Below are 25,425 nucleotides of genomic sequence, written 5' to 3'. Positions count from 1 at the left end.
CAATGCTTAAACCGGTTGCTCTGGAGTTAACGAATGGCCTGTTAGCCTAGAGAGCTCTTCAGCAATCGATTGTTTATCTGTAAGGTGAGAGACGGCACGTTCAAGCTCCATCACTTTTGCACCCACGAGGAAACGGTACCAATAGCCCTGAAGGAAGTGGTAAACAAGACCAGAGCGACCGTCAAGAAATCCGAGTTGGAAAATATATCGCCATACAAAGTACATCAAGGCGCTGATGGTGAAAGGTATATGATTATATATATGTTCTTTAATAAAAAATTTTGCTGCTGTTTGTAATGAAGTGCTCTCAGAAGTCACTGAATGATCGCGAGGGGAAAAGTTCAAGCGTTGATTCAGTATTTCAATAGCTTCACGTGTGGCATATTTGTTATGTTTGTCAGTAAAAAAAGTTAAGTCATTAAGGTTGTGATCTGCAAAACCACCATCGAAGGTCACGGTACGTCCCCCCCAGATCACAATATGTTCATCCATCCAACGATTCTCAATACGACCATGTCCCTTACGCCAAATACGTAGCATCACTAAGGGATAGCGGCCACCATATTTGACCCAGCGATCCATAAATATATGTTTGCGCTTGAGATTAACACCAACTATATCCGGTGCGAGAACCGGGAGTTTATGCATTATCTCAGCTGCGAGATCAGGTTCAATTATTTCGTCTGCATCTAGGCGCAGTATCCAATCACCTGAAATTGGCGCGTTATCAAGCGCCCACTGAAATTGTTTGGCTTGGTTGATAAATTTGTTTTGCAAAACGATCGCACCATGGGCACGTGCAATTTCGATTGTCCGATCGCTAGAAAACGAGTCAATAACAAAAATTTCTTTGGCAAAGGCGCTAATAGACTCAAGAGCTCGTTCAAGATGCAGTTCTTCATTAAAAGTGAGAATGACGGCAGACAGCTTCAAGCCTTTTAGGTTTTTAGAATCCACCATTATTGCTCATTCCTTGTGCGCAGGCCAATTTGCTTGGCTGGGTGACCCGCGCAAACGGTCCATGGTACTAAAATGCTTTTCGTTACCAAGGAGCGGGCCCCAACAACCACGCCATCCGGAATATTGATGCCCAGCGAGACGAACGCTTCAGCGCAAATCCAGACATGCTCACCCAGAGTGATAGGTTTGGCGAAAAGTTGGAAGTTATGACTGTTATAGTCGTGAGATCCTCCGCATAGATGTGCGCCTTGTGAAATGACGCTGTAACTGCCTATGCTAATTATGTCCATGTTGTAAATGGTTACACCGTCAGCAATTCCTACATGATCACCCAGCTTAAGATTCCAAGGGGCCCATATTTTTGCAGACGGATAGACATGTACACCGTTGCCCAGTTGCGCGCCAAATAATTTAAGTAAAAACGCTCTCCATCGATGAAAGGGTCTAGGGCTCGGAAGAAATAGTAAAAACCATGCATAGTTCCAAATTTGTCGTCTAGCACGATTTGAAAACGAAAAAGAGGGTGACGTATATGGATCGTTTTTTTGAATGATCATATTCAGGTTCCCAACCTAGTTGGTTTTAAGCTTGTCAGGATAGTTGGAGGAAAAAACACCCGAGTTAAGAAAAGACAAATGCTCATGTTGGTCTGCAATTGTATTGAATCTTTTTTTAATAATTTGAGCAGGGACTCCGCCAACGATAGAAAAAGCTTCAATGTCTTTTGTAACTACTGAGCCGGCAGCCACGATAGCGCCGTCATTTATTTTGACACCAGAGATAATGATCGAGCCTGCGCCAATCCATACGTCGCGGCCAATTACCGTATTTTTAAAAGGTGGGCGGCCACTAAATAATACTGGTGTGCCAGGGATGTTGAAAACATGATCATTGCCAATGATTTTAACATTTGGTCCAACCATTGTATATGTGCCTAATATGACGCCAGGGCCAATTTCACAGTCAGGACCAATATATGTGTAAGCAGCTGCAACTAAATCCTTTGAAATGTTTGAGTAGCCACCAGCAAGGAAAGTGCGATCAACATGCTTAAGACCTAACCTCAAGCGCCAGTAAAACCTGCGCATAGAGCGAAAAAGGTTGCGTATATTCATGTTCTCATCTCTCTTTGTAAAGACTCAATGTTTCTTTTCCCTCGAGTGCATCACTCCCTTCGATAGCCATTTTTAAAATACAAGCTTGGTTAAAAGGATTGTATATTTGATCCATCATTAAGAAACAATCTTTGCGAGTTTTTTGTCTGTCTGGATAATTGGACTTGAAACAGATTAGGATATTAGAAAGGCTGGCAATATCGTTATTGGTGAAAACTTCTCCGGTATGACCCGAAACTATTGCCTCCACCTCCGGCATTTGACTCACATAGTCATCATTGCTGACTACTGGGGTTCCGTACATTAAGCTATGCATGGCAGTTAAACCGATTTTGCCAGGAGAGATGGTAACATCGGCTGAAGATATGTGCTGGGCAATAATTGCCTCGTCATAAAGTTCGCCGATAAACTTGGTCCGCAAATTTAAGTTTTGCGCAATGGCCTCCAAGTTTTTGCGCTCAGGCCCGTCACCAATTAAGGTTATATTGAATGACATGTCGGGTTTTTTGTTTCTTGCTATTTCTATAGCTTGGAATAATAGATCGTACCGGCATGCGTGAGTTAGGCGCGAGATGCATATAATGTTTAGTGTTTGGTCATCGCTGGAGTTTACAGTAGCCAAAGAGTTCCTGACGGTTAGCTGCGTATTGTAATCAAGAGAGTTGAATCCAACATGTATTTTTTTGCTAGGAAAGCCCAAGCTTATGGCATTCTCTTTTGCGCGCCAGCCGTAAGTATAAAAAGAGTTGGATAAATTAAAAAAAGCCTTCCTTAAGAGGTTGGATTTTGTTCGTTTGTTTGATTTGAAACCGTGCCCCCAAAAAACAACTTGTTTACGGCGTAGCCTACAAATCAGTGCTGCAATCCAAGTTGATATATGGTTAGGGTTAGCTAAAAATATATAGCTTGTGTGATTCCCAGTAAGTGCTACCCATATGGTTTTTGGCTGCACCATAAGTTTTCCAATATAAAAACAAGATCCATGAATAAACTTGTCTGTGGAGCAGAATTTATATGGTTTTATGCCCTCAACACCACGATCATCGCCTAGAAATGTAGGCGAAATTTGTTTGGACAGTTCTTCAATTATGCCTTTTCTATAGTGAGGAAAAAAATGATAGCAAATAATTGAAGATTGAACTAGGCCAGAAATATCATTCTTTTTATTCATAATAACATCATTCTTGTCGACCAAATTGAAAGGGTTAAGCAGTTTTCCACAATTCGTAAGGAAAAGAACTTAGTAGGTCATCTTGAAATTTTTCCAAAATCGGAACGCGCGGTGTATGATTTAGGGCAGAATTGAAGTCTTTACAGATATATACGTTATCGCGGCCGGTGCCTTGATAATAATCATTGTATTTAAACAGGGTCTCTCCTGAATTATTTTCGACTAATACTGCAGGAATTCCATATGATTCAGCAATGATTATGCCGTGAAGAGATGTAGATATAACTTTTGAAGCCTTTTGAATTTCTGCAATGAATAGATCCAGTTTCATGAGAGGGGAAACTACTTTGTGGCGGCTTGAAATAGATGCATCAATATTTTCTCTCATGTGTGGTATGTATATGGTCTCACCTGATTGGCTATTAGTGCGTGGCCAATATCGAGACGTCAAGATTCCTGGGTCACCATATGTGTTAGGGGTGGTGATGTTTTTTGAGTTTAAAAACTGAGCCGTAAGAGGTCCTCTCAAAGCTTTTATTTTAATATGATCAAATTTATGTAAGGTAGGGTCTACCTTGCCGTTTACACCTGTGCCCCAAACAGTATCACCATTACGGGCAAAATGCAGAACTGAACCAATTGATAATAAACGGTTATTCCTTTGAATTTTTCTGATATCCAGCCCCTCTTGGCCTAAAATACGGTGTATCAAATGAGGGCCTAAAAGATCACCGGCATTTTCTTTTCGGAGAAAACTCAATCCTAGTGGTGAGCGAGGGCTCCACCAAAAGGTCTGTTCTTTATTAAATTTTGGTTGCATTATTTTTAATCCATTTATAGATAAGGCTAAAATTAGTTAGTGCAGTGATTTTCATTACGAACGCAACTCGAGTCTTTTTAAATAGAATATCTACTATCAAAGAGGTTGCGATATATGAGATAAGAGTGGCCCAAGCTGCGCCTTGTAGCCCATAATCAGGTATTAATGCATAGTTAAGTGCAATATTTAAGCATAAGCCAAAGATGTTTCTAATGAGCGCATAAATTTCTAATCCGTTGTTAACATACCAGAATCCACTGACACTACCTAAAAATATAAAAGGTAAAGAATATAGCATTATATTTAATAGCTGCGTAGATGCGGAATACTCTGGGCCATATAAGCTTGAAATTATAAAATTTGAAAAAGGCAGCGTGAAGAAGCATAGAGCGGTTGCGCCCCAAAAAATTACAAAGTAATAGTTTTGGTAAAGTTTATTGAGTTTTGGGCCTGATGGCTCTCTGCCTAAGATAGGGTTTACTACAGTATTTAAAACGACCACTATAAAAACTAGATAATCTAGGAGTTTCATTGCTGCTGAATAGATGCCTACGCTGCTGTCATCCATAAGGTCTTTTATGATGAAGATATCTACTCGATGATAAAGCTGCAGGAATACCATTGATAAAGTTAACGGAAGTGCTCGCTTAAGGATTTTTAGTGTGTATGAGAGATTTGTGTTGTAGTTTTGAATGGTTGTGCCTGTTTTGTAAATGATAATCCCTTTAATTGCATATTCTAAACCGTATGAAAAAATAATATAGTACGGCGGCAGGCCTAAGTAAATCATTAGGAACCTAAAAAGGTTTGATAAAATTCCTGAAATGAGCCTTATGCGTGCGGCTTGTGTTTGTTTAAGTTCGCTGAGTTGAATAGACTCGAAAATATCGGAAAAAGTGAATAGTAGGCACACACATATTGCTATGTAATATCCCGATGAATTGTCTGTGCCAAGGGCAAAATAGTATATGAGTAAGGAGGTTGAAATGATAATCGCGGCAGCAAATTTTATTGCTATGTAAGTTGAGATTAATCTGGCTTTGTTAGTATGAGCATATTCACTAATAAAAATATTCCTAACGCCGCAATCTGAGATTTGAAATAGAATAGTCGCAAGGACAATATAGAGACTCAGTATGCCATATTGTTCAGGTCCTAAAGCCCGGATCATATAAATGTTAACAGGGAGGGCTACTAGTAACAGTATTATCTTCTCTAGCGCGACAGCAGATAATGACTTAGCAAGATAATTAAGCACGATAATGGCTTCTTTTTGATAGATATAGAAATTTGTAGGGGGGGGTTATCCTATATTCGAATGAATTTTTTTAGCAAACTGCTCATAGATTATGGAGTCAGAGTATTTGGTCGCAGCATATTTTTTACGTTCTTCTACATTAGCTTCAAGAGTTTTGGTAGCTGAAGAAATATAAAGATCATTTAAGTTTTTGGTGTTAAGTTTTTTTGTAAGCACTGGCTCTGCTAAGTTCTTGAGTAGGGTGTCATCTCTTACTAAAGTCAGAGATCCGAGGCTAAAAGCTAAATATGCTGCGCCAGAAACTATACAGCTATTGTCTATGTGGGGCAGTAAGACAGCTATAGAGTTTTTTATAGTGGCTTCTAGTTCATAGTCGGATAGTACTTCAGTTTCGATTCGTACATCGAGGTCGTTAAGTTTTATTTTTTCCATAAGTTCGAATATTAGTTCTTTGTCGTTGCAGCCTCCGGTTATAAGAAGAGGGTGGTCTCTGTGCCATGATTCTAACAGCTCTATATAGCCTTTATACCTGCTTATCATGCCAAAGCATAAGAAGTACTTCTTTCCGCTTTTAATAGGCGCGTTGACTATTTTATATAATGGGTGCGGGATGTAAGAATAGTTGTTGTTTTCAGATACTAGGTTGGAGTGAGTGAAAACTTCTGAAGCGTTTTTTTCCAACAGGCGTTGACAGAAGGTATAAAGCTTGGAGTATTTGTTGTCTAGGTTGTGTTTGGTAAAGTTGTGCTTGATGTAAAATATATGGCCAGTAGTTTTTGCGTATAGCAAAATGCTCATAAAAAAAACAAGTTTCAATGGTGATACTCGCCCTTTTGTGTCGAAGGGATAGTCTTCAAACCAGTTTAAAATGAATATGTTTTTTTTTCCAGTTAATAAGCCTAAAAGTAATTTTGGTTTAAGAATAAAGTTAAGCCCTTTAGGGGTTGCTTTAGAGTGGCTTAGTATTTCTTGCATGCGTGCATTATATGGATTGTAATTTTTATTAGCAGGAAAATAAAAAATGTTAAATTTTTTCATAGGGGCCGTTACGATCGAAAATTGGATTAAGGATCAAGTACACATTACTATTTGAATGATGCTCGTTTGTACGTGCTGGCAATTACCGCTAGCAATGTCCAATAAAGTCCCTGTATTGCGTCCAACCTCCAGGACCACCCGAGGAAACCTGAAAGGCATATTACAGATAGTCCAATAATTCCAATCAAAGCGAACTCTTTGTCAATAAGTTCTGAGTTTTGTTTCTTTCGTAAACTAACAATGCCCGTTTTGAAGAAGGTATAAAGTTTTATAATGAATACCGTAATGCCTATTAAGCCCATTTCAGATGCAACCAGTAGATATATGTTATGCACTGGATGTCTCCAGTAACTCGACATCATCGTACTGTCGTACTGATCCATTACTTGGGTGAATGTATTCAAGCCTGTGCCCATGATTGGATTTTCTGAAATCATATTCAAAGCGATCTCAGAGAGCAAAATTCTTACAGTTCCGCTATCAGTTGACGCATTTTCAAAACGACTTAAGATAGAATCAAAATTAAAGGTAATTATTGCTATAAATCCTATCAGGACAGTTAAATAAGTTATCAGTCTTTTAGAAAGGGATTTAGATTGGTCGATATAAGGTAAGAGGAATAGTGTCAAGAATAGAGTTGCCAGTTGTATCGCAAGCGCTGTTCTTGAATATGTCAAAATAACAGCGAACGTGCCTGCTATGTAAATAGCGGCATAAATTTTCTTTGTAAAACCTTTTGCCATCAGCGCTTTAACCAATATAACAATTAAAATTACATTTAGGTATTGTGCTAAAAGTCCTGGGTGGCCAAATGTCCCAACAGTTCTAACAATCCCGCCTGCGATTTTATTTAATTCAACCTCTTCATTGTTCATGCCTGAGGTTGTTGTTCCTGTTATGACTTGTAAATATACAAAGCCTAGCTGAGTTAGAACGGCAAAGCATGATGATATGTATAGTAGTTTTTTGCCTTCTGGTGTTATGAAAAGAGACCTGAGCCATAAGTAAATGATAAAAAACTTTAGCTGCCTTATTATTTCGTAAATTGTGTACTCTATGTCGCTTGAGGAGAATACTGATGCGATATTAACTAGTATGTATAATGCGGCGACTAAGTTTAACTTGTCTCTGGTGATTTTGAATGTGTTGGTTGAGATTTTGATGCATACAATTAGGACTATCAGCAAAAATGCTATGTCAAAAGGTGCAATTGCAAATTCAGCGCCTCCAAAGTGAAATGCATCTGAGTTATCAAGCCGGAGTCTAGCCTTTGTCATAAGTAGAGTGAAAAATGCTAAGAAAGCTATCGCGTCTAAATAATATATTCTGAACTTTGACATTGTGTTTTTCGAAATGCTCTTTGATTATTGATGAGTTATATGCAGCTCATACATTTTAGAGGTTCCAAAAATATCATATGCTGAATATAAAAACGGGCGTGGTATTGTTGTGTTTAAGTTCAGAGGGTGTTTGTATTTTTTGGAAGAGGATGCATAAAAAGAAAGCGGTTGAGCTGGGAGAGAGACTGCTAGATGCCCAGTCTCATTCATTGCTGAAAATTTCTCCCGGTAATGCGTATTAGTTGATGCTGTTACTTTATTGGGAACATAAGGATATTATATTTTGGGTTTCATTTTGTAGTTGTGCGGCCCACTGAAAAGTAGGTTATTCCTTTTTTAGAAACTCTCTCTGGATTATAGAGGTTTCTTCCATCAAAAATTACAGGTGCGCTTAATTGATCTTTTATTAGTTCGAAATCTGGAGCTTTGAATGCTTGCCATTCAGTAACTATGATCAGGGCATCTGAACCTTTAAGTGCCGATTCCTTTGTGCCGCAAAGATTAAGGTCATCTCTGCTGCCATAAATACGCTGTGTTTCCTCCATGGCCTCAGGATCATATGCCTGAACTTTCGCACCAGCATTCCACAAGGCCTCCATAATCACTCGACTAGGGGCTTCGCGCATATCATCGGTATTGGGTTTAAAGCTAAGCCCCCAAACTGCGAATATTTTGCCTTTTAAATCACCTTTAAAGTGTTCATGAATTTTTTTGAACAGTACAAATTTTTGTTCATCATTCCGGCTTTCGACTGCCTTTAGCACTTTGGCGTCAAAATCAATGCTTTCAGCCGTTCGGATTAAGGCTTGAACATCTTTTGGGAAGCACGAACCGCCGTATCCAACACCGGCATACAAAAATTGGTAGCCAATACGCGGATCTGAACCAATACCCTGGCGAACCATCTCGATATCCGCGCCGAGCATTTCTGCCAGGTTAGCCATTTCGTTCATAAAACTGATTTTTGTTGCCAGCATGCAGTTGGCTGCATATTTGGTCAGTTCCGCACTACGCACGTCCATCACGATGATTTTTTCGTGATTTCGGTTGAAGGGCGCGTACAGCTCTCGCATGACATCTTCCGCAGTTTTGCTGTCGGTACCGATCACGATCCGATCCGGGCGCATGCAATCTGCGACAGCAGAACCCTCTTTAAGGAACTCGGGGTTGGAAACCACGCTGAAATCCAGATCCTCACGCCTACGAGTAGCCAGTACTTGTGCGATTTTGGCGCTTACCTTGTCGGCGGTGCCAACGGGGACGGTTGATTTATCGATAATTATCTGCGGGGTTTCCATATGCTGGGCAATGGTTTCGGCTACGGCCAACACATATTTAAGATCAGCGGATCCGTCTTCGTCTGGTGGAGTACCTACTGCGATGAACTGGACTTCACCATGTTTAACGCCCGCAGCAGCGTCAGTGGTGAAGTTCAGGCGACCGGCGGCATGGTTTTCTTTGACTAGTGCTTCAAGACCCGGCTCGTAGATCGGGATATGACCTTGTTTCAGGCGTTCGACTTTGTTGACATCGATATCAATGCAGACTACGTCGTGGCCGACCTCTGCAAGGACAGCGCCTTGGACTAGGCCGACGTAACCGATGCCAAAAACTGTAACTTTCATGCCGATTCCCTTTGAGCGTATTGCAGATGGAAAGATGGAATATGATTAAAATATTACTCACTTTCGTCAGTGAGCATAGGTATATACACAGTTAGGAATTTCATGTGGCAAAACAAGGAAGGAGTAAAAAATATAACGTGTATATACCTATGCGCAATGAAAAAATCAAAATCATAATAAGTGTTACATGCGATTAGACACGCTACCGCCACAAGATTATGCGCCAATCCTTGAAGGCGGTGAGTTATCCTGAAATGTGTTGTTGCTTCGGTGTTCAAGGATTCAAAGAGCGCCCTAAAAAGATTGGGAGCGCTCTTGAATATTTACAAGCAATTAAATGCTGTCAGATTTGTATTCGTAGTTATAGTAGCCGTACGCACCATAACCATATTTAGCTGATGCCCGCTTTTCTACCCCATTGAAAATAGCGCCTTTAAGATCAATTCCGTTCTGTGCGAAACGCCGCATGGTCAGTTCTACTTCGCGAGCCGGGTTTAACTCAAAGCGGGTAACAATCAAGTTGGTCCCGGATTGGCGACCAACGATAGCCGCGTCTGTCACAGCTAAAAACGGTGGAGTATCCAAAATAACCAAGTCATAGTTGGCGCTCACGTGCTCAAGGAACTCGGTAAAATTCTTGTGCATCAATAATTCGGATGGATTTGGCGGGATTTGACCGCGACCAATAACATCTAGGTTTTCTACTTCTGTTTTATGAGTGGCAGTATTGAGATCGCAACGCTTGGCCAATAGATCGGACAAGCCGTTTTCTACCGGAATACCAAACATTTTGTGGATATAGCCTTTACGCATATCCACGTCCACCAACAACACGCGCTGACCTGACTGGGCAATGACAGCGGCCAAGTTAGAGGAGACAAACGACTTACCTACTTTTGGGCTAGGGCCAGAAATCATCAAGCGGTTGTTGTCTGCTTCCAACATGGCGAAGTGCAGACTGGTACGCAGGCTCCGCAAGCCTTCAATGGCAAGATCAGTTGGATGGCTACTAGCCAGCAACGGTGTTACCCGGGTACCGCGACCACCTGGGCTCTTTTCGTCTTCAACTTTCTGAAGCGAGCTAAATGGGATAGAGGCATAGACAGGGAGGCCAAGTTTCTCGATGTCATCTGGATTTTGTACGCCACGGTTTAGAGCTTTGCGGAACAGTACATAGCCAATAGCCAGCAAAGCACCAAGCAGGGTGGCAATTAAAACGATCAAAGTTTTCTTTGGTTTTACAGGGAATCGTAGGTCTACATCAGCAGTATCGATAAGAAGGACATTACCGACGGCTCCGGCACGCATGACGTCTAGTTCTTGCGACTTATTCAGCAACTGCGTGTAGATTTCTGTGCTGACCTTCAGATCACGGGTAAGGCTGAGCAGTTCTTGTTGAGTGCTAGGGAGCCCCTCAACTTGTTTAGCCAAGCGATTTTGCTTACTAGTCAACTCTGCCAATTGGCCCATAAGTGCGCGGTATGCCGGATGTTGCGGAGTGAACTTCCTATCCATTTCGGCTTGCTGTAATTTCAATGTCGAGATGCTAGTGTCCAACGCAACTATTTGGTCGAGGATAGCTTTGGCTTCAAGGCTTATATCAATCGACTTACTACGGATTTGGAATGCATTTAATGCATTTTCTGCTCTTTCTAGATCCTTACGAACTTGAGGTAATTGATCCTTCAGAAAACCAAGGCTTTGTGCTGCTTCAGCAGATGTGCGTTCGATATTTTGCTGAACATACAGGCGGGCAATTTCATTGAGTGTCTGAATGGCAGTGCCAGGGTCGGTATTCTCAAGGGCCATACCGATCATGCCCGACTCTTTTCCTCGCTCTGAAACATCAAGTGCCTTTTGATAGCTAGTAATGGCGGTGAGTCGTGGCTGTCGGACAACGTTAAATGTTGTTCCGGGGTTTGCCCGTAGTGTTTCGACTAGCAGCTTGACGCCATTTTCATAAATGGCTGCCCCAACTTGGCCTTTAAGCAACACGTTGTCGTCGTCATCCAGCAGGGTAAAACTCCCGACATCCCCGCTAACCAGTGTGAGCTTATTGCCCAGCAAATCCTGCGGCAATTCCAGCTCGGCAATCTTCAGCTTTTCGCCACCCCACGCATAGCTGCTCATACCAAACAGCGGGCTGGCAACCGCGTTATCTGCATCCGGCTTAAAGCGTCGCGCCACAAACTCGCCAATCAGCGGAAAACGATTAGGCTCTACCTCAATATCCAGTTTCAGATTATCGACTGCAGCGCCAATATTTCTGCGGGACTTAATCAGTTCGATTTCTGTAGCAGACGGAGACTCTTTACCCAGCATACTGCTGATATCGGAGAAGCCCAGAGGGTCATTTTTCTTGGCCTCCACCTGAATCAACGCATTAGCCTGGTACACCGGCGTTGCCAACAGGGCGTAAGCAACCCCCGCAGCCATAAACACGCCCGTGACGCCGGCAATCAGCCATTTATGGTCGATCAGCGTACCCAGCAACCCCATCAGGTCGATTTCGTCGTTGTCGTCATCTTGTTCATGGGGCTTTGTCACGGGTGTTTGCTGCATAAGTCGGTTTCTTATCTTCACAGGTAATTCGAGGAATGACTCAGCGTTTGATCCGCTGGGCCCATGCATTTACGGCGGCGTCAATCAGTGCGTACGCATGCACAAAAGCAGGCTTGCCCTGGCGGTACGGGTCGTTGATTTCGCGGTTGTCTTGCCATTTGCCCAGCAGAAAAACTTTGCCCCGAGCCTCTGGAGCGAGGCTTAGGACACCATTAATATGATGTTGTTCCATGACCAAAATAAGATCGGCTTCATTTATTTTGGCAGCGGTCAGCTGGGTGGAGATATGTTCAGGCACAGCGTGGCCATGTTCTTCTAGAACGGCCGCCGCTGTGGCTTCGATGGGCTTGCTTTTTACGGCGCTCAGGCCTGCGGAGCTCACGACGATGTCAGTAGGCGCAAGGGCGACCCGCAAGAGATGCTCGGCGGTAGGGCTGCGGCAAATATTGCCAATGCAGACAATCAAGATTCGTTTAAACAAGGCAGCTTCCTTTGTGCCATACATGCTCAGCCGGCGAGAGCACTTAACGAATCGTCACGACCAATACTCCCTGTCCAGGGAGTGGCTGTGCCTATCAATAAAGGCTGCCGGCATCAGTATGATGTGGCGATGGCCTGGGCAGGAGCACAGTTGCTCCGGCTTTATTACAGATAAAGGGTCGGTACGAAATTGAACGGGCAAAATATTAACTGCGAACCGATTGCAATATCAACCTTTAAATCTGCAGGCAATTTTGTTTGAGCTATATAGCTGTATTTCAATATCTATTGTTCGACAATAAATAACATTTCGGCCATTTTCGACCAAAAATAACTCCGCTCAATGGCAGGTCTCTTGAGCCGGGCCCTGTGTTGGCGGGCGCTGCCCCGGACTTGGGTGCGGCCCTTGCCGGGGCCGTGTACAGACGGGTGGTGTGCGCAGGCCGGTGTTCAGGGGCCCGAAATCGGGTGTTTTTACCGCAGGTGTGTGGCACGCCCTAGCCCTGCCAGGGCTCGGTCGAGCGGGATAGTGGCACTATGATATGGTTGTGTAAATAGTGTTTTAGAACTTGTTTCGGGGCATGGCAGGCATGGCTTATAACCCTGGAATAATAGTTCTGACTATAAAGCTATATAAGTTAAATGATGGCTTAGTTGCTGCGTTAAGTTAGTGCATGTTTCAAAGTTGTGCCCGGGATTGTGTCAGTACAGTGACTTGAATATGGCTTATGGTCGCGATAGGGGCGGCGCAGGGGTGAATATTCACAGTTTGCTGCTTGGGAGGTGGGTTGTCGTTGTTGGGTGGTACGGGGCCAGGTGGGGTTTTTTGACCTTTGTTTTCAGGCGTTTCGTACGACGTTTCGCTTTCATTGCCGTGAAACATCCTAGAAAATCCCCCTGGCTTGCGCCTGTCCAGTTCGGGGCATAGTCTCGGCCCATCGCTGCCTTTCAGCGGTCGGGTTTAGTCGCCCGGCTGGTAAACTTGACGCAAAATGCCATTGTTATGGTGGCCGTGCGTAGGGCACCTTCGTGTGCGCCGGTTTCCAAGTTTTCCGGTCGACTAACCTGCGTACGGCTGCCTTCCCATTTGTTTAGTCGCGATCAAGGGCAGCTCCATAAATTTGGAGAACCCCATGAAAAAGATCACCCCCGATCCACGCGTGTTAGCCCTCGCTGCTGCTGAGGCTAACGACCCGTTGCTGGACCGTGCCGCCGCTGAGCGCGCGCTCAATTACTACCTGCAAAACCATAAGCCTCTTCGCCCCTTGGGCACGGCCTTGTTTGCCATCCCGCACAGTGTCAATTCAGAAGCGGCCCTGGCCCAGGCGTCAGACTTGTTGCGCTGCGCGGGTGCCTGCGCGAATGAGGCGGGGAATGGCTTGAGCGGGCCCGCGCGCGATCTGGTGTTGTCGGTCATGCACTTGGTGGAGCTGGCCAAGGGGTATGTCGACAAGTCGCTGGATACGCTGGCAACGTACTGAAGCAGCACGCGCCTGATTGGCGACAGGCGCGTTATTCAGGCTTGTTGGGGTCGTAATACTACTGATCCACTGCGTACATATCCGGCATCTGTGGCTAACTGGAATACTGGTTTCGCCCTTACGGCGAGTCCCTTTTGGAAGGACCCAAAAGGAACCAAAAGGTCCTCGCCCCATCGTACGGCCTTCGCTGCGCTCAGGTTCCCTCGCTCCGGTCCTGCTCCGTGGGCACGCCGTCACGGGCCATCCATGGCCCATCACGGCTCTCCCGGCATCCATGCCGGTCGACCCACTCCACAGAACCTCCTCTCGGCCTCCCGGGAGGGCAACCAGATCAAAAGCACTGCGCCCCGAGGCGGCCGACCGGCCGGCCTGTTCAGTTCGCGTGTACTGCGCTATTCCTGTAGTCGCTGACGAGGTACGAAGGCTGCGTTCGGCGTGATGCGGCACTCCGACGAAGTCGTCGCAAAATCAGGCAATGTGTTGTGTCTGTTAAATCAGGTTCGCAGGGTTTACGGCTGCTGCGCAGTCGATCGCAGCCTCGTTCCTTCGGCAGTTGCTCCAGGAGCGGGGGCGCTTGGCCGCGGGTTATGCGCAAAAGCACAACACTTCACGCGTAAAAGCCGGATAATGGCCGCCATTATTTGTTAGCAACTCTGGTAATCCCGCATGGAAATCAAGGTCAACTTTCTCGACAACCTCCGACTTGAAGCCAAGTTCGATGACTTCACCGTGGTTGCCGATCAGCCCATCCGCTACAAGGGCGATGGTTCGGCTCCTGGTCCGTTCGATTACTTTCTGGCTTCGTCGGCGCTGTGCGCGGCTTACTTTGTGAAGTTGTACTGCTCGACACGCAATATTCCCACCGAGAATATTCGCCTGTCGCAGAACAATATTGTCGACCCCGAAAACCGCTATAACCAGATTTTCAAGATTCAGGTCGAGTTGCCGGCGGATATTTCCGAGAAGGACCGCCAGGGCATTCTGCGTTCCATCGACCGCTGCACGGTGAAGAAGGTGGTGCAGGCCGGCCCCGAGTTTGTCATTGAAGAGGTGGAGAACCTCGACGCCGATGCCCAGGCCCTGTTGATGCCGGCGTCCGGTTCTGAAGGCGGTACCTTTATCGCCGGCAAGGACCTGCCCCTGGAGCAGACCATCGCCAATATGTCCGCCATTCTGGCTGGCCTGGGGATGAAGATCGAAATCGCTTCGTGGCGCAATATCGTGCCCAATGTGTGGTCGCTGCATATTCGCGATGCGCAGTCGCCGATGTGTTTTACCAACGGCAAGGGCGCTACCAAGGAGGGCGCGCTGGCGTCGGCCCTGGGCGAGTTTATCGAGCGCCTGAACTGTAACTTCTTCTATAACGATCAGTTCTGGGGCGAGGAGATCGCCAATGCCGAGTTTGTGCATTACCCGGACGAGCGCTGGTTCAAGCCGGGGCCCGAGGATGAGTTGCCGGGCGAGATTCTCGACCCGTACTGCCTCAAGGTTTATAACCGCGAAGGTGAGCTGCGCGGCTCCCATCTGATCGATACCAACTCGGGTAATGAAGCACGCGGGATCTGTTCGCTGCCTTTCGTGCGCCAGTCAGATGGCGAAGTGGTGTACTTCCCCTCCAACCTGATCGAAAACCTGTTCCTGAGCAATGGCATGAGTGCCGGTAACACCCTGGCCGAAGCCCAGGTGCAGTGCCTCTCGGAGATTTTCGAGCGGGCGGTCAAGCGCGAAATCATCGAGGGTGAGTTCGCCCTGCCGGATGTACCCCAGGCTGTGCTGGCCAGGTACCCGTCGATTCTGGCCGGGATCCAGGCGCTGGAAGAGCAGGGCTTCCCGGTGCTGGTCAAGGATGCGTCGCTGGGCGGTGAGTTCCCGGTGATGTGCGTGACCCTGATGAACCCGCGTACCGGTGGGGTGTTCGCTTCGTTCGGGGCGCACCCGAGCCTGGAAGTGGCGCTGGAGCGCAGCCTGACCGAGTTGCTGCAGGGCCGCAGCTTTGAGGGGCTTAACGATTTGCCACAGCCGACCTTCGAAGGTCAGGCGGTAACCGAGCCGAACAACTTCGTCGAGCACTTTATCGATTCCAGCGGTGTGGTGTCGTGGCGTTTCTTCAGTGCCAAATCCGATTACGAGTTTGTCGACTGGGATTTCACCAGTCAGGGCGAAAACGCCAATGCCGAGGAAGCCGCGACCCTGTTCGCGATTCTCGAGGGCATGGGCAAGCAGGTGTATATGGCGGTGTACGAGCATATCGGCGCCAAGGCCTGCCGCATTCTGGTTCCGGATTATTCGGAAATCTACCCGGCTGACGATCTGATCTGGGACAACACCAACAAGGCGCTGTTTTTCCGGGCCGATATCCTTGACCTGCATCGCCTTGACGAAGAAGCGCTGCAGGGGCTGGTCGAGCGTCTGGTGGAAAGCGAGCTGGATGATTACACCGATATCACCACGTTGATCGGTATCGAGTTTGACGACAATACCGCCTGGGGCCAGCTGACCATCCTGGAGTTGAAGCTACTGATCTGGCTCGCCCTTGAGCAGTATGAAGAGGCGAAAGAGGCGGTGGAGATGTTCCTGCAGTACAACGACAACACCGTGGAGCGCGGTTTGTTCTACCAGGCGGTGAATGCGGTGCTGGAGATGAAACTGGACGAAGATCTGGAGCTGGAAGATTACGAGGCCAATTTCCGCCGTATGTTTGGTAACGAGCGTATGGACGCCGCCATCGGTTCGGTGAACAGTACAGTGCGTTTCCATGGTTTGACCCCCACCAGCATCAAGCTGGAAGGGCTGGACAAGCATCTGCGCCTGATTGACAGCTACAAGAAACTGCATGCTGCGCGGGCCAGGGCAGCGGGCCTGGCCGGCTAAGCCGCAGCGCAGGCAAAAAAGCACCTCCGGGTGCTTTTTTTGTTTTTGGCGTTCATGGTGAAGCGCGGGTATCGGTGCTTTACTGGATCTTTAAACGGGCACGGGTCGCTAGCCAGGGAGGCCGGCGGATCAGGCACCTAACAGCCTCTTATTTGAGCGCGTTCCATGTCCAATACAGCTGCCACACTCTTGATCGTGGATGACGATGTTCATGTTCGCGAGCTGCTTGAAGCCTTGCTGCAAGAGCAGGGTTACCACACGCTGACGGCCAGTTCGGGTGAGCAGGCCTTGAGTACGGTTGCGCAACAGCAGCCGGATCTGATTTTGCTCGATGCGATGATGCCGGGCACTGACGGTTATCAGGTTGCCCGCCAGCTCAAGGCCAATTCATCCACGGCCAATATCCCGATCATCATGCTGTCGGGGCAGGGCGAGCAGAGTGCGCGCCTGCTGGGGCTGGAAGCGGGCGCAGAAGACTTCCTGTGCAAGCCTGTGAGCAGTGACGAGTTGTGGTTGCGGGTGCGCAATCTGTTACGGCTCAAGGCGTTTGGCGATTATCAGGCGGTGCATACCCTGATGCTTGAGCAGCAGCTTGAAAAACGCACCAGCGATCTGGAGCGTTTTCGAACGGCAATGGGGACTGATGAGCGGCTGCTGAAGATGGCCAATTACGACCCGCTGACGGGCTTGCCCAACCGCGACCTGTTTTACACCACCTTGCAGATGGGCCTTACCCAGGCGGTGCTGCGCGGCTGGCAGCTGGCGGTGGTGACGGTTGGCCTCAATGACTTCAAGAATATCAACCTGACCTGGGGCCATTTGATGGGGGACAAGGTGTTGGCCGAGTTCAGCCAGCGCCTGTCCAATTGCCTTAATGTCAGCGACACCCTGGGGCGGATGGACGGTGACGAGCTGGCCTTGATCCTGATGATCCGCAAGGGGCAGCCCGGCCCGCGGCAGATGGTTGATCGTATCCGCGAGGTGCTGCGCGAGCCGTTCAGGCTGCAGGGGCATGACACGCCGATGACGGCCAGTTACGGGATTGCCCTGTATCCGGATGACGGTGCCGAGGCGCACCGCCTGATCAAGCACGCCAATACCGCCATGGGCCTGGCCAAGCAGGCGGGCAAGGACACTTACCGGTTTTACACGGCCCAGATGAATGTCGAGGTTCTGGCCCGGCAAGAGCTGGAAACCGCGCTGCGCGATGCGGTGCGCAAGCAGGCCTTCGAGGTCTATTACCAGCCCAAGATCAGCCTCAAGGACGGCAGGATTTGTGGCGTCGAGGCGCTGTTGCGTTGGCACCGGCCAGGGGTTGCGACGATTTCGCCTGCGGTTTTTGTGCCGCTGCTGGAAAGCCTCGGGCTGATTTCCCGGGTGGGGCAGTGGGTGATTGACCGGGTCTGCAGCCAGATTGCCCAATGGCAAGGTGCGGGGCTTGGCGGGGTGGAAGTGGCGGTCAATGTGTCGGCACAACAGATTTGTGAAGGCGACCTGGTCAGTGATATCGAGCGTTCGCTCAAGGCCCATCAACTGGATCCGCACTTGCTCGAGGTGGAGCTGACGGAGGGTTCGCTGATGGAAAACACGCCCCATACCGTGGCCAGCCTGCTGACGCTGCGCGATATGGGGGTGAAAATTTCCATTGATGACTTTGGCACGGGGTATTCGAGCCTTGCTTACCTGAGCCGTTTCCCCATCGACAAGTTGAAGATTGATATTGCGTTTATCCGTGAAGTCACCTTGAGCCCTCAGGATGCGGCTATAGCCCGGACGATTATCGAGTTGGCGCATAGCCTGAGCTTGCAGGTGATTGCCGAAGGTGTCGAGACCCGTGAGCAGCTGGCGTTCCTGACCGACAACGGTTGCGACCAGGTGCAGGGTTATCTGTTTTGCCGACCTTTGCCGGCCGAGGAGCTGGAGGTCTTGCTGCGCGAGCCGCGCAGTTTTATCTAAGCCCTGGGTCTGTAGCAGCTGCCTCGTTCCTTCGGCATCTGCTACGGATATGGATATGATTTCAGTGACCATGCACTAGCCCGTTACCCCAGGTTACGGCCGAAAATTCCTTTAACTGTTGCCTTGACCCAACAGTGAAGGATACCCCTGTGAATACTGCCGATTTACCCGACACCCGGCTGCTCCAGCAAGCCGTGGCCAGTGAGTTTGCCTTGCGCCCCAATCTGCGCAGCGTGGTTCACCAGTTGCTCCTCCAACAATTGACCGAGGCCTTTGCGCCGCAGGTCTTCGATATTTTTCATACCTGGCTGGTGCATACGGTGGCCCCGGACGGTACTGCGCTTGAGCAGCCCGGCTATCGGTTGCTGAGCAATGTGCTGCTGGAGCATATCGCCAGCCAGCAACCGCTCAACGACGACTACTACTCCGGCGAAGAGTGTTTTATCGGGGTAAGAACCGCCCATTCGCAGATGAGCCCTGTCGCGCCCATCAGCCGGGTCGTAGCACTGATGCGCAACGTGGTGCAGGGCTGGCGTGTGGCGCTGCAACAAGCCCTGGTCGAGTACTGGAATCAACCCGCCGATGCCGGGCCGAGCCGTTTGATCTGGTTGTCGCGCCTCATTCAGGATCAGCTACTGGCCAGTGCCGAGACCACGGTTAACCTGAGTGCCCGGCAGCGCGCGGTGCTGCGCTCGGTGTTCAGTTACCCCGACCGGCTCGATCGCTACGGTTTGCCCGGCCTCGACAGCAGCACCCGGGTCTACACGGTGGCCGCGAAGATGATGGCCGCGGGCAAGACCTGGGAGGTGCTGACCCCCGATGTGCTGATTGTGCATGGGCTCAGTGGCGAAAATGGCGTTTTCCACTGCAAGGTCGACGGTACTATTCAGGCTTTCGCGTCCATCAGCGGCTTTACCCAACACTGGGGCGGCGACATGGCGGCGCGCTATGCACTGGACTCCATAACCCGCGTGCTTTATGAGCCTGAAGGCAACTTCGTGCAGGCCCAGGCCATGTGCATACTTGAACGTCATCTGGATGCCATTATGGCGCCCGTGCCGCCGGCAAGTACTGATGCCCTGGAAGTTCAGGTGCTGGACATTACCGACACCTCAGCCGTGTTCAGCGCCACGCAAGCACGTGCGCCGCGGGACCTGTCAAGTCTCTACGCCAGCCTGCCCGAGTGGTTGCGCCAGGCATCTGCAGCCGACCGGTTTGCTTATCGCAGCCATCTGACGGCGTTGGCCAGCACCAATCAGCAGGCCAATGGCCGTCGTTTCAACGACGATATCCCCAGCCTGCACGACTTCACCGTCGATGCCCTGCGCCGGCGGATGGGCCGGGATCAGCCACTGGCACCGGGCTATAACCCTGATGAGGTCGTGCTGACCTTTAACCAGCCGCTGGGCCCGGGCGGTGAGGGCACGGTCGGCACGCTCAACCCTTACACCCTGACCCTGACCGAGCTGGCCGTGCAAAACCTAAGGGGCGCACTGAGCCGCCCGGTGCGCATCAGCCATGCCAAAGGCCAGTTGATCCAGGACTGGTGGATGACCCCGGACTATGTCCGGCGCCTGGTCCAGGCGGTCGATATTGGCCAGAACTACCCGCAATGGCTCAGGCGCTGCCTGCTGGGCAACCCCGAGCATGCCCAGGCAAGGGAGCGGTTGTTTGTCGATGAGCTGCGGGTGCACTTACCTTTGCAGGCGCTGGAATGCAAATTGCGCCAGCGCTGCAACTTTACCGAACGCGGTTATCAGTGCGTAAAGGGCCTGATGATGCTCGACCCTGCGTTGCGCACGATGCCCGGGCAGGCGGTGGTGATCCGGCCGCTGGCTTTTTTGGCAGCGCCCACGGCGCGGGCGGATGTGGTGCGCAACATGTTCGTGATCGGCCCGCAACAGGTCTCGGCGGGGCCCCATGTGCTTTATCGGCCCTTGTATAAGGATGCGCTGCTGGAGTTTCCGTCCTGGGCGGCACTCAGGGCGTCCATTGTGGCGCCGGGGCCGCTGCAGCAGAGCGTCCTTGACTGGCTGCCTGCCGGTGTTCGGGAGGGCTATGCGGTCGCTGGCTTCAACCGCGCTTTCCCGGCATCGTCATGGGTGTTTGACGAGTTTCCCGTGCCACCTGTTTCCCGCCCGGCCCAGCTGGGCGAGGACGCCCTCGAGGGTGACTTCGGGCATACGTTATATACCGAAATGGCCCTGGCACTGAGCGATCTGGCAGACCGGCAAACCCTGTCCAACAGTGAGCGCCGCTGGGCCTCACTGCTGGAAGGGGGCTGGCTGCTGTTCAATACGGTGGTGCCCATGCTCAAGTTGCCAGGGGCGCTGCATGTGCTTAATGCGGTGGTGATGACAGTGCTGGCGTTGCAAACGGATGTGCAAAGCCTGCGCAGCCCTGACTCAACCTCCAGGGCGCCGGCGCTGATCGATCTGCTGTTCAATGTCGGGCTGACCCTGTTGCATCTGCGACCCACCCAGTTAACGTTACCGGCAAGGGTGCTACGCCCCGATACCGCGCTGCTGCCGCCTGAATTTCAGCAGCGACGCATTGCCCCGGAGGCCGAACCCCCGGTGCCTGCAGCTATCCGCGACGGTGTGACTTTCTTGCCCGCAGTGCCGTTGGGCAACCATAAAAGCCAGCTGGACCATGCCTGGTTCAACAACAATTGGGTGCATATCAAGCCTTCCCATCTCGAATGGCTTGATCGCAACCGGGGGGAATGGTCCGCCACGCAAAATATGTATGTGCGGGAGGGGGTCTATAAGGGGTTGTACATACTGAACGGCAAATGGCATGCCCTTGTTGAGGATTTCCCCTATCAAATCGGAATGGATTCGTCAGGGGTCTTTCTGGTCAGTCCACGTAACCCTTCCGAGCGGGGGCCGCGTATTCAGGGTGATCACGAGGGGGTGTGGCGGTTTTCCCGCGAGGCAGGGCTGCGGGGAGGCAGCGATGTGCCCCAGGTTCTGCCCAGAGGCGTCGCCCGTATCAAGCGCATCAATGAATTGCGCAAAAAAATGGCGCTCTACAATGAGCGGGTGCCGGTTCTGCAGGCTGAAATTAACCAAGCCACCCTGGCTTATGAACAACTCGGCGCTCAGGGTGCGCCACCGACTGCCTGTATCCAGGCGCTGGAGCGCTGTATTGCGGTGTTTGAAAAGCAGCTGCCGGAATACCTTGAGGCGCTGGATCATCTGCTGCAAAAGCACGGGCTGCTGGTGGAAGACCATGACCATGTGATCGTGTCGCAGCAGTACAAGAACCTGATCCTGCTGACGGCGCATCTGTTCGACTCGAGAGTGAGTATCTGCCGTTCTCTGCAGGAAATGCACCCCGAGGTGTTCAGGGGCGAGAAGCAGGTAGTGGATGCCGCGATGTTCAAAACGGGGGCTTATCGAGCCGATTGCCTGAGGATTTTCGAACAGCTGGAGGGCGCCGTTAATGACTTCAAGGCCATGCAGGGGTATCTGGAGAAGCTACGCGGGGTGCCCAAGTCGGGTTTCAGGGAGGCGCAGGATGCGCGCAGGCGCTATTTCGGCTATGAGGTCGAGATTGAGGGTGAGACGGTCACCCGTTACCGCTCCGATGTGCTGTGCCGATCCCATCAACTGGTGGTGCTGCGTGATCTTGTACCGCTGGAGCCGCTGGGCGATGACCGTCGCGCCGTGGATGAGATTGTCGGGCCGCTGTATTTCAAGGCTAAAAACCAGTCCGAACTTGAAGACGAAACCTTGTTCAGCCGCAGTGAACGCCTTGAAGTCCTCAGTGATGTGCGCGAGCACTACGCTGCGGCGGATGATGCGTTGAGCATTTTTCTTATGCGCCCGGGGACACGGCTCGATCAACGTCAGGTTGGGCAGGTCAGGGCGGTGATCAAGGCCCTGGATACCCGGGCCGAGGCGATGCAACTGGAGCAGGCCCGAGCCCGGGATGAATGGCTGCCGGCGCAGCCGGGGCCTTCCCGTGTGCCTAACGCCAGGCGCAAAATCGTGCGCACGCGCAACAAGGGACTGCTGATCGGAACCGTCAGGGCCAGCCCGGTACAGGGCGAGGCGTCAATTGTCGATATCGGCGACCTGCCGGTGGCCCGTGCGGCGGGTGGTCTGTCGACGAATGTCTCGACGGCCTATCAACAGACGGCGGCGGATCAATGGGTCGAGCTGCACACGCCTGAGGTCGCGCCGGTACGCCCCTATGGCACGGTCAGGACCCAGGCTGCCACCCTGTTAAAGCAGGTCAATGGCGAAATTCATCGCGTAAAAAGCCACGTCAAACGCACGAAGTTCCCGCCGGAGCTGTATGGCTCTCTGGATCGCTTTGCCCATAACCTTGACCGGCTCGTGGCTGAAATCAAGGCGTTGCATCCCGATCGGGGGCCCGTGGCGGTGCCCGTGCCCGATACGCCCCAGGCATTGATCGGCCGTCTTGAGGCCGCATCAACCCGGTTGCGCGCCGAGGGGCTGGGCATCCTTCTGGGCATGCCGCCGACCTCGGTGACGGTGGATTTTTTGCTGAAGCAGGGCCAGGTGCAATTGGCCAAAATCAATCAGCGCATCGCCATGACCGGTGAGCGGCAGGATTTCGTGCAGGAATATGCCGTGCAGGATCGCGCCGGTCAGGTGCTCTGGTACGCGCATTTGCACTATGCCCAGGCGCGTGGCGGGGACGAGCACCCGACGGCGGCCCACTTCAAGCTGCCCGGCCAGCGCATGGACAGTAAAAAGAGCCTGGAGGCCAAGGCCGGGCCCGGGCAGAAAGTGCCCGAGGTGTATTACGCAACGATCAGCGAACAGTTGCTCAAGACGCATTTTTTTGGCAAAGAAGCCTGATCGCGCATCGGGTACGTGGGTTCCCGGGCCCAATTGACCTATCATTACGCCTTTCCAACAGGTGATTGATCAATGAGCGATTCAAACCAGACCTTGCGCACAGCCCTTGAAACCAGCGATATGCTGGTGATTGACGGGCTGCATGCCTGGGATTTCTCTCTGGACGATGTGCAATTGCTCATCAAGTGCATGGACGGACGTGCTGAAAAGCGCTGGCATTTCACTGCGCCACAGATTGACGCGGCGCAGTTTGACCAGGGTTTGCAAAGCTGGACCCTGGTGGGCGACTCGGGCGAGCATCGCCTGGTTTGCCTGAGCGCCTTGAGCGCAAACAACGACGACGATGAAGCCGAGGCCGAAGATGAAGTTTAAATCGCTGCCAATGCTGATGGCGCTGAGCGTGGGCGCCATGTCGGCCCAGGCCGAGTCCCGCGATGAAGTTGAACTGCTGGTGGGTTCCTATACCCAGGGCAAAAGCCAGGGTATCTACCGCCTGCAGTTTGACAGTGCCAAGGGGCATATCACCCCTGAGCCGCTGCAAGTGTTCAAGGCTGCCAACCCTTCGTGGCTGACCCTGTCCAAAGACCAGACCCGCCTGTTTGTGGTCAATGAAAACGGTCAGGGCCAGGCCGATGTGGTCGGGCGCGCCAGTAGCGTTGCCATCGATCCGAAAACCAACGCGCTGACGCTGATCAACCAGGTCAAGACCTTGGGCGAAGAGCCGACCCACTCCAGCCTGAGCGCCGACGAGCGTTATCTGTTTGTGGCCAACTACGGGGTTCACGCCGACCCTGGCGGCAGCCTGGCGGTATTGCCGATCGACGCCGCAGGTCAGTTGCAACCTGTGACCCAGATGAGCAGCCACCCGGCCAGTCGGGTCAACCCCGAGCGGCAGATGTCGGCGCATGTGCATTCGGTGGTGTCCTCGCCCGATGGCAAGTTTGTGTACGCCAGTGACCTGGGTGCAGACAAGGTGTTTGTCTATCGTTACGACCCGGTAGCCAGCCCGGAGCATCCACTGGTAGCCGCGGCACCGGCCTTCATTGAGTTGCCGGCAGGTAGCGGGCCGCGTCATCTGCTGTTTTCCAAAGATGGCAAGCATGCGTACCTGACCACTGAAATGAGTGCCCAGGTGTTTGTGTTCGACTATGCCGATGGCCAGCTCAAGCAGCGTCAGGTGGTGGAGCTGGCTCAGGGTATGCCTGCGCAAAATCGTGCCGCCGGTGCTGTGCATGCTTCACCTGACGGCCGTTTCCTGTATGTCAGCAACCGTGGCAAGGCCAATGAAATCCTGGTGTTTGCGATCGATCCGGGCAATGGCGAGTTGACTGAAATCCAGCGCCGCTCGGTGGAGGGTGATCACCCGCGCGAGTTTGCCCTGAGCCCCAATGGCAAGTTTTTGCTGATTGCCAACCAGATGAGCAATGCCATTGTGGTGCTTGAGCGTGATCCTGCCAGCGGCAAGCTGGGCAAGGCCGTGCAGTCCCTGGCAATGGACGCGCCGTCTGATGTGAAATTTATCAACCGCCCGTAATCAAGGGCGTGCTGGCCTCTATCAATTGCGCTGATAGAGGCTAGTGCTGCAATGAATTTCTGCACGATCGCCCTTGGCGTTAAGTTGGTTGCACGGCCTGAAAAGGCAAGCAAACCAACTGAATCGTCGAGGGTTAGTGCCATGAACTTCAATCTGTTCTCTGTAATTGCTGCTTCAGCCATCTCCGCTACTGTGGCTTTGCCTGCCAGCGCGACCCCGGTGCTTGGCGACAAAAAGTCTGCGGCCTATACCCAGAAATACCTGCAACAAAGCGCCCATTTTTATGCGGCGCTGAATCATAAAACCCGCTCTTGAGAGCACGCTATCCGTAGCAGCTGCCGAAGGAACGAGACTGCGTTCCTTCGGCAGCTGCTACGAA

The 25,425-nt window shown here is 50.8% G+C and carries 18 protein-coding genes; 7 read left to right on the top strand and 11 right to left on the bottom strand.

Annotated elements, in window-relative coordinates; genetic code table 11:
* Positions 1–6: 6 nt before the first annotated feature.
* The 11 genes from FHL07_RS22330 to FHL07_RS22280 form a co-directional block, all read right to left on the bottom strand.
* A complete protein-coding gene (locus FHL07_RS22330) occupies positions 7–960 on the bottom strand; it encodes a glycosyltransferase family 2 protein (RefSeq protein WP_095026894.1) in 954 nt (317 codons plus the stop codon).
* Positions 960–1,517 carry a putative colanic acid biosynthesis acetyltransferase gene (locus FHL07_RS22325; RefSeq protein ID WP_095026893.1) on the bottom strand — a complete coding sequence of 186 codons (558 nt, stop codon included), beginning with the start codon at positions 1,515–1,517 and terminating at the stop codon, positions 960–962. The genes FHL07_RS22330 and FHL07_RS22325 overlap by 1 nt, the downstream gene beginning before the upstream one ends.
* 15 nt (positions 1,518–1,532) lie before the next feature.
* Positions 1,533–2,075 carry a CatB-related O-acetyltransferase gene (locus FHL07_RS22320; RefSeq protein ID WP_095026892.1) on the bottom strand — a complete coding sequence of 181 codons (543 nt, stop codon included), beginning with the start codon at positions 2,073–2,075 and terminating at the stop codon, positions 1,533–1,535.
* 4 nt (positions 2,076–2,079) lie between these two features.
* On the bottom strand, positions 2,080–3,246 hold the full coding sequence (locus tag FHL07_RS22315) for a glycosyltransferase (protein ID WP_095026891.1): 1,167 nt from the start codon (positions 3,244–3,246) through the stop codon (positions 2,080–2,082).
* A gap of 34 nt (positions 3,247–3,280) precedes the next feature.
* On the bottom strand, positions 3,281–4,066 hold the full coding sequence (locus FHL07_RS22310; protein ID WP_095026890.1) for a polysaccharide pyruvyl transferase family protein: 786 nt from the start codon (positions 4,064–4,066) through the stop codon (positions 3,281–3,283).
* Positions 4,050–5,324 (bottom strand): flippase, encoded by a 1,275-nt coding sequence (locus FHL07_RS22305; protein ID WP_178084405.1) that lies wholly within the window; start codon positions 5,322–5,324, stop codon positions 4,050–4,052. Before FHL07_RS22305 ends, FHL07_RS22310 begins: the two co-directional genes overlap by 17 nt.
* A 45-nt stretch (positions 5,325–5,369) precedes the next feature.
* The gene (locus tag FHL07_RS22300) at positions 5,370–6,362 is read right to left on the bottom strand and encodes a hypothetical protein (RefSeq protein ID WP_138738924.1); all 993 of its coding nucleotides are present in this window, start codon (positions 6,360–6,362) and stop codon (positions 5,370–5,372) included.
* A gap of 47 nt (positions 6,363–6,409) precedes the next feature.
* Positions 6,410–7,702, bottom strand: a complete 1,293-nt coding sequence (locus FHL07_RS22295) for an O-antigen ligase family protein (protein WP_095026887.1) — start codon at positions 7,700–7,702, stop codon at positions 6,410–6,412.
* 290 nt (positions 7,703–7,992) lie between these two features.
* Positions 7,993–9,327 (bottom strand): UDP-glucose dehydrogenase family protein, encoded by a 1,335-nt coding sequence (locus tag FHL07_RS22290; RefSeq protein WP_095026886.1) that lies wholly within the window; start codon positions 9,325–9,327, stop codon positions 7,993–7,995.
* Positions 9,328–9,660: 333 nt separating this feature from the next.
* Complete coding sequence (locus FHL07_RS22285; RefSeq protein WP_095026885.1) at positions 9,661–11,889, bottom strand: polysaccharide biosynthesis tyrosine autokinase; 2,229 nt, start codon at positions 11,887–11,889, stop codon at positions 9,661–9,663.
* Between the two features lie 40 nt (positions 11,890–11,929).
* On the bottom strand, positions 11,930–12,370 hold the full coding sequence (locus FHL07_RS22280) for a low molecular weight protein-tyrosine-phosphatase (protein ID WP_170943707.1): 441 nt from the start codon (positions 12,368–12,370) through the stop codon (positions 11,930–11,932).
* Between the two features lie 1,132 nt (positions 12,371–13,502).
* On the opposite strand from FHL07_RS22280, the gene FHL07_RS22275 reads away from it, so the two are divergent.
* The 7 genes from FHL07_RS22275 to FHL07_RS22240 all read left to right on the top strand — a co-directional run bounded on the left by FHL07_RS22275 (position 13,503) and on the right by FHL07_RS22240 (position 25,361).
* Positions 13,503–13,850, top strand: coding sequence for a DUF6124 family protein (locus FHL07_RS22275; RefSeq protein WP_095026884.1), 348 nt, complete (start codon positions 13,503–13,505; stop codon positions 13,848–13,850).
* A 666-nt stretch (positions 13,851–14,516) separates the two neighbouring features.
* Positions 14,517–16,721, top strand: coding sequence for an OsmC domain/YcaO domain-containing protein (locus FHL07_RS22265; protein WP_095018129.1), 2,205 nt, complete (start codon positions 14,517–14,519; stop codon positions 16,719–16,721).
* A gap of 165 nt (positions 16,722–16,886) precedes the next feature.
* A complete protein-coding gene (locus tag FHL07_RS22260; protein ID WP_095000564.1) occupies positions 16,887–18,677 on the top strand; it encodes a putative bifunctional diguanylate cyclase/phosphodiesterase in 1,791 nt (596 codons plus the stop codon).
* A 149-nt stretch (positions 18,678–18,826) separates the two neighbouring features.
* Positions 18,827–23,512, top strand: coding sequence for a dermonecrotic toxin domain-containing protein (locus tag FHL07_RS22255; RefSeq protein WP_138738923.1), 4,686 nt, complete (start codon positions 18,827–18,829; stop codon positions 23,510–23,512).
* 72 nt (positions 23,513–23,584) lie between these two features.
* Entirely contained in the window at positions 23,585–23,884 is a 300-nt protein-coding gene (locus tag FHL07_RS22250; RefSeq protein WP_095000562.1) for a DUF5629 family protein, read from the top strand.
* Entirely contained in the window at positions 23,874–25,046 is a 1,173-nt protein-coding gene (locus tag FHL07_RS22245; RefSeq protein WP_138738922.1) for a lactonase family protein, read from the top strand. Before FHL07_RS22250 ends, FHL07_RS22245 begins: the two co-directional genes overlap by 11 nt.
* A 51-nt stretch (positions 25,047–25,097) precedes the next feature.
* Entirely contained in the window at positions 25,098–25,361 is a 264-nt protein-coding gene (locus tag FHL07_RS22240; protein ID WP_130871612.1) for a hypothetical protein, read from the top strand.
* The last annotated feature ends 64 nt before the right edge of the window (positions 25,362–25,425 follow it).

It is taken from the genome of Pseudomonas sp. FSL W7-0098, assembly GCF_005930585.1.
Classification (GTDB): Bacteria; Pseudomonadota; Gammaproteobacteria; order Pseudomonadales; family Pseudomonadaceae; genus Aquipseudomonas; species Aquipseudomonas bubulae.
The sequence above is the reverse complement of the archived record's forward strand: the minus strand, read 5'-3'. Positions and strand labels throughout refer to the sequence as shown.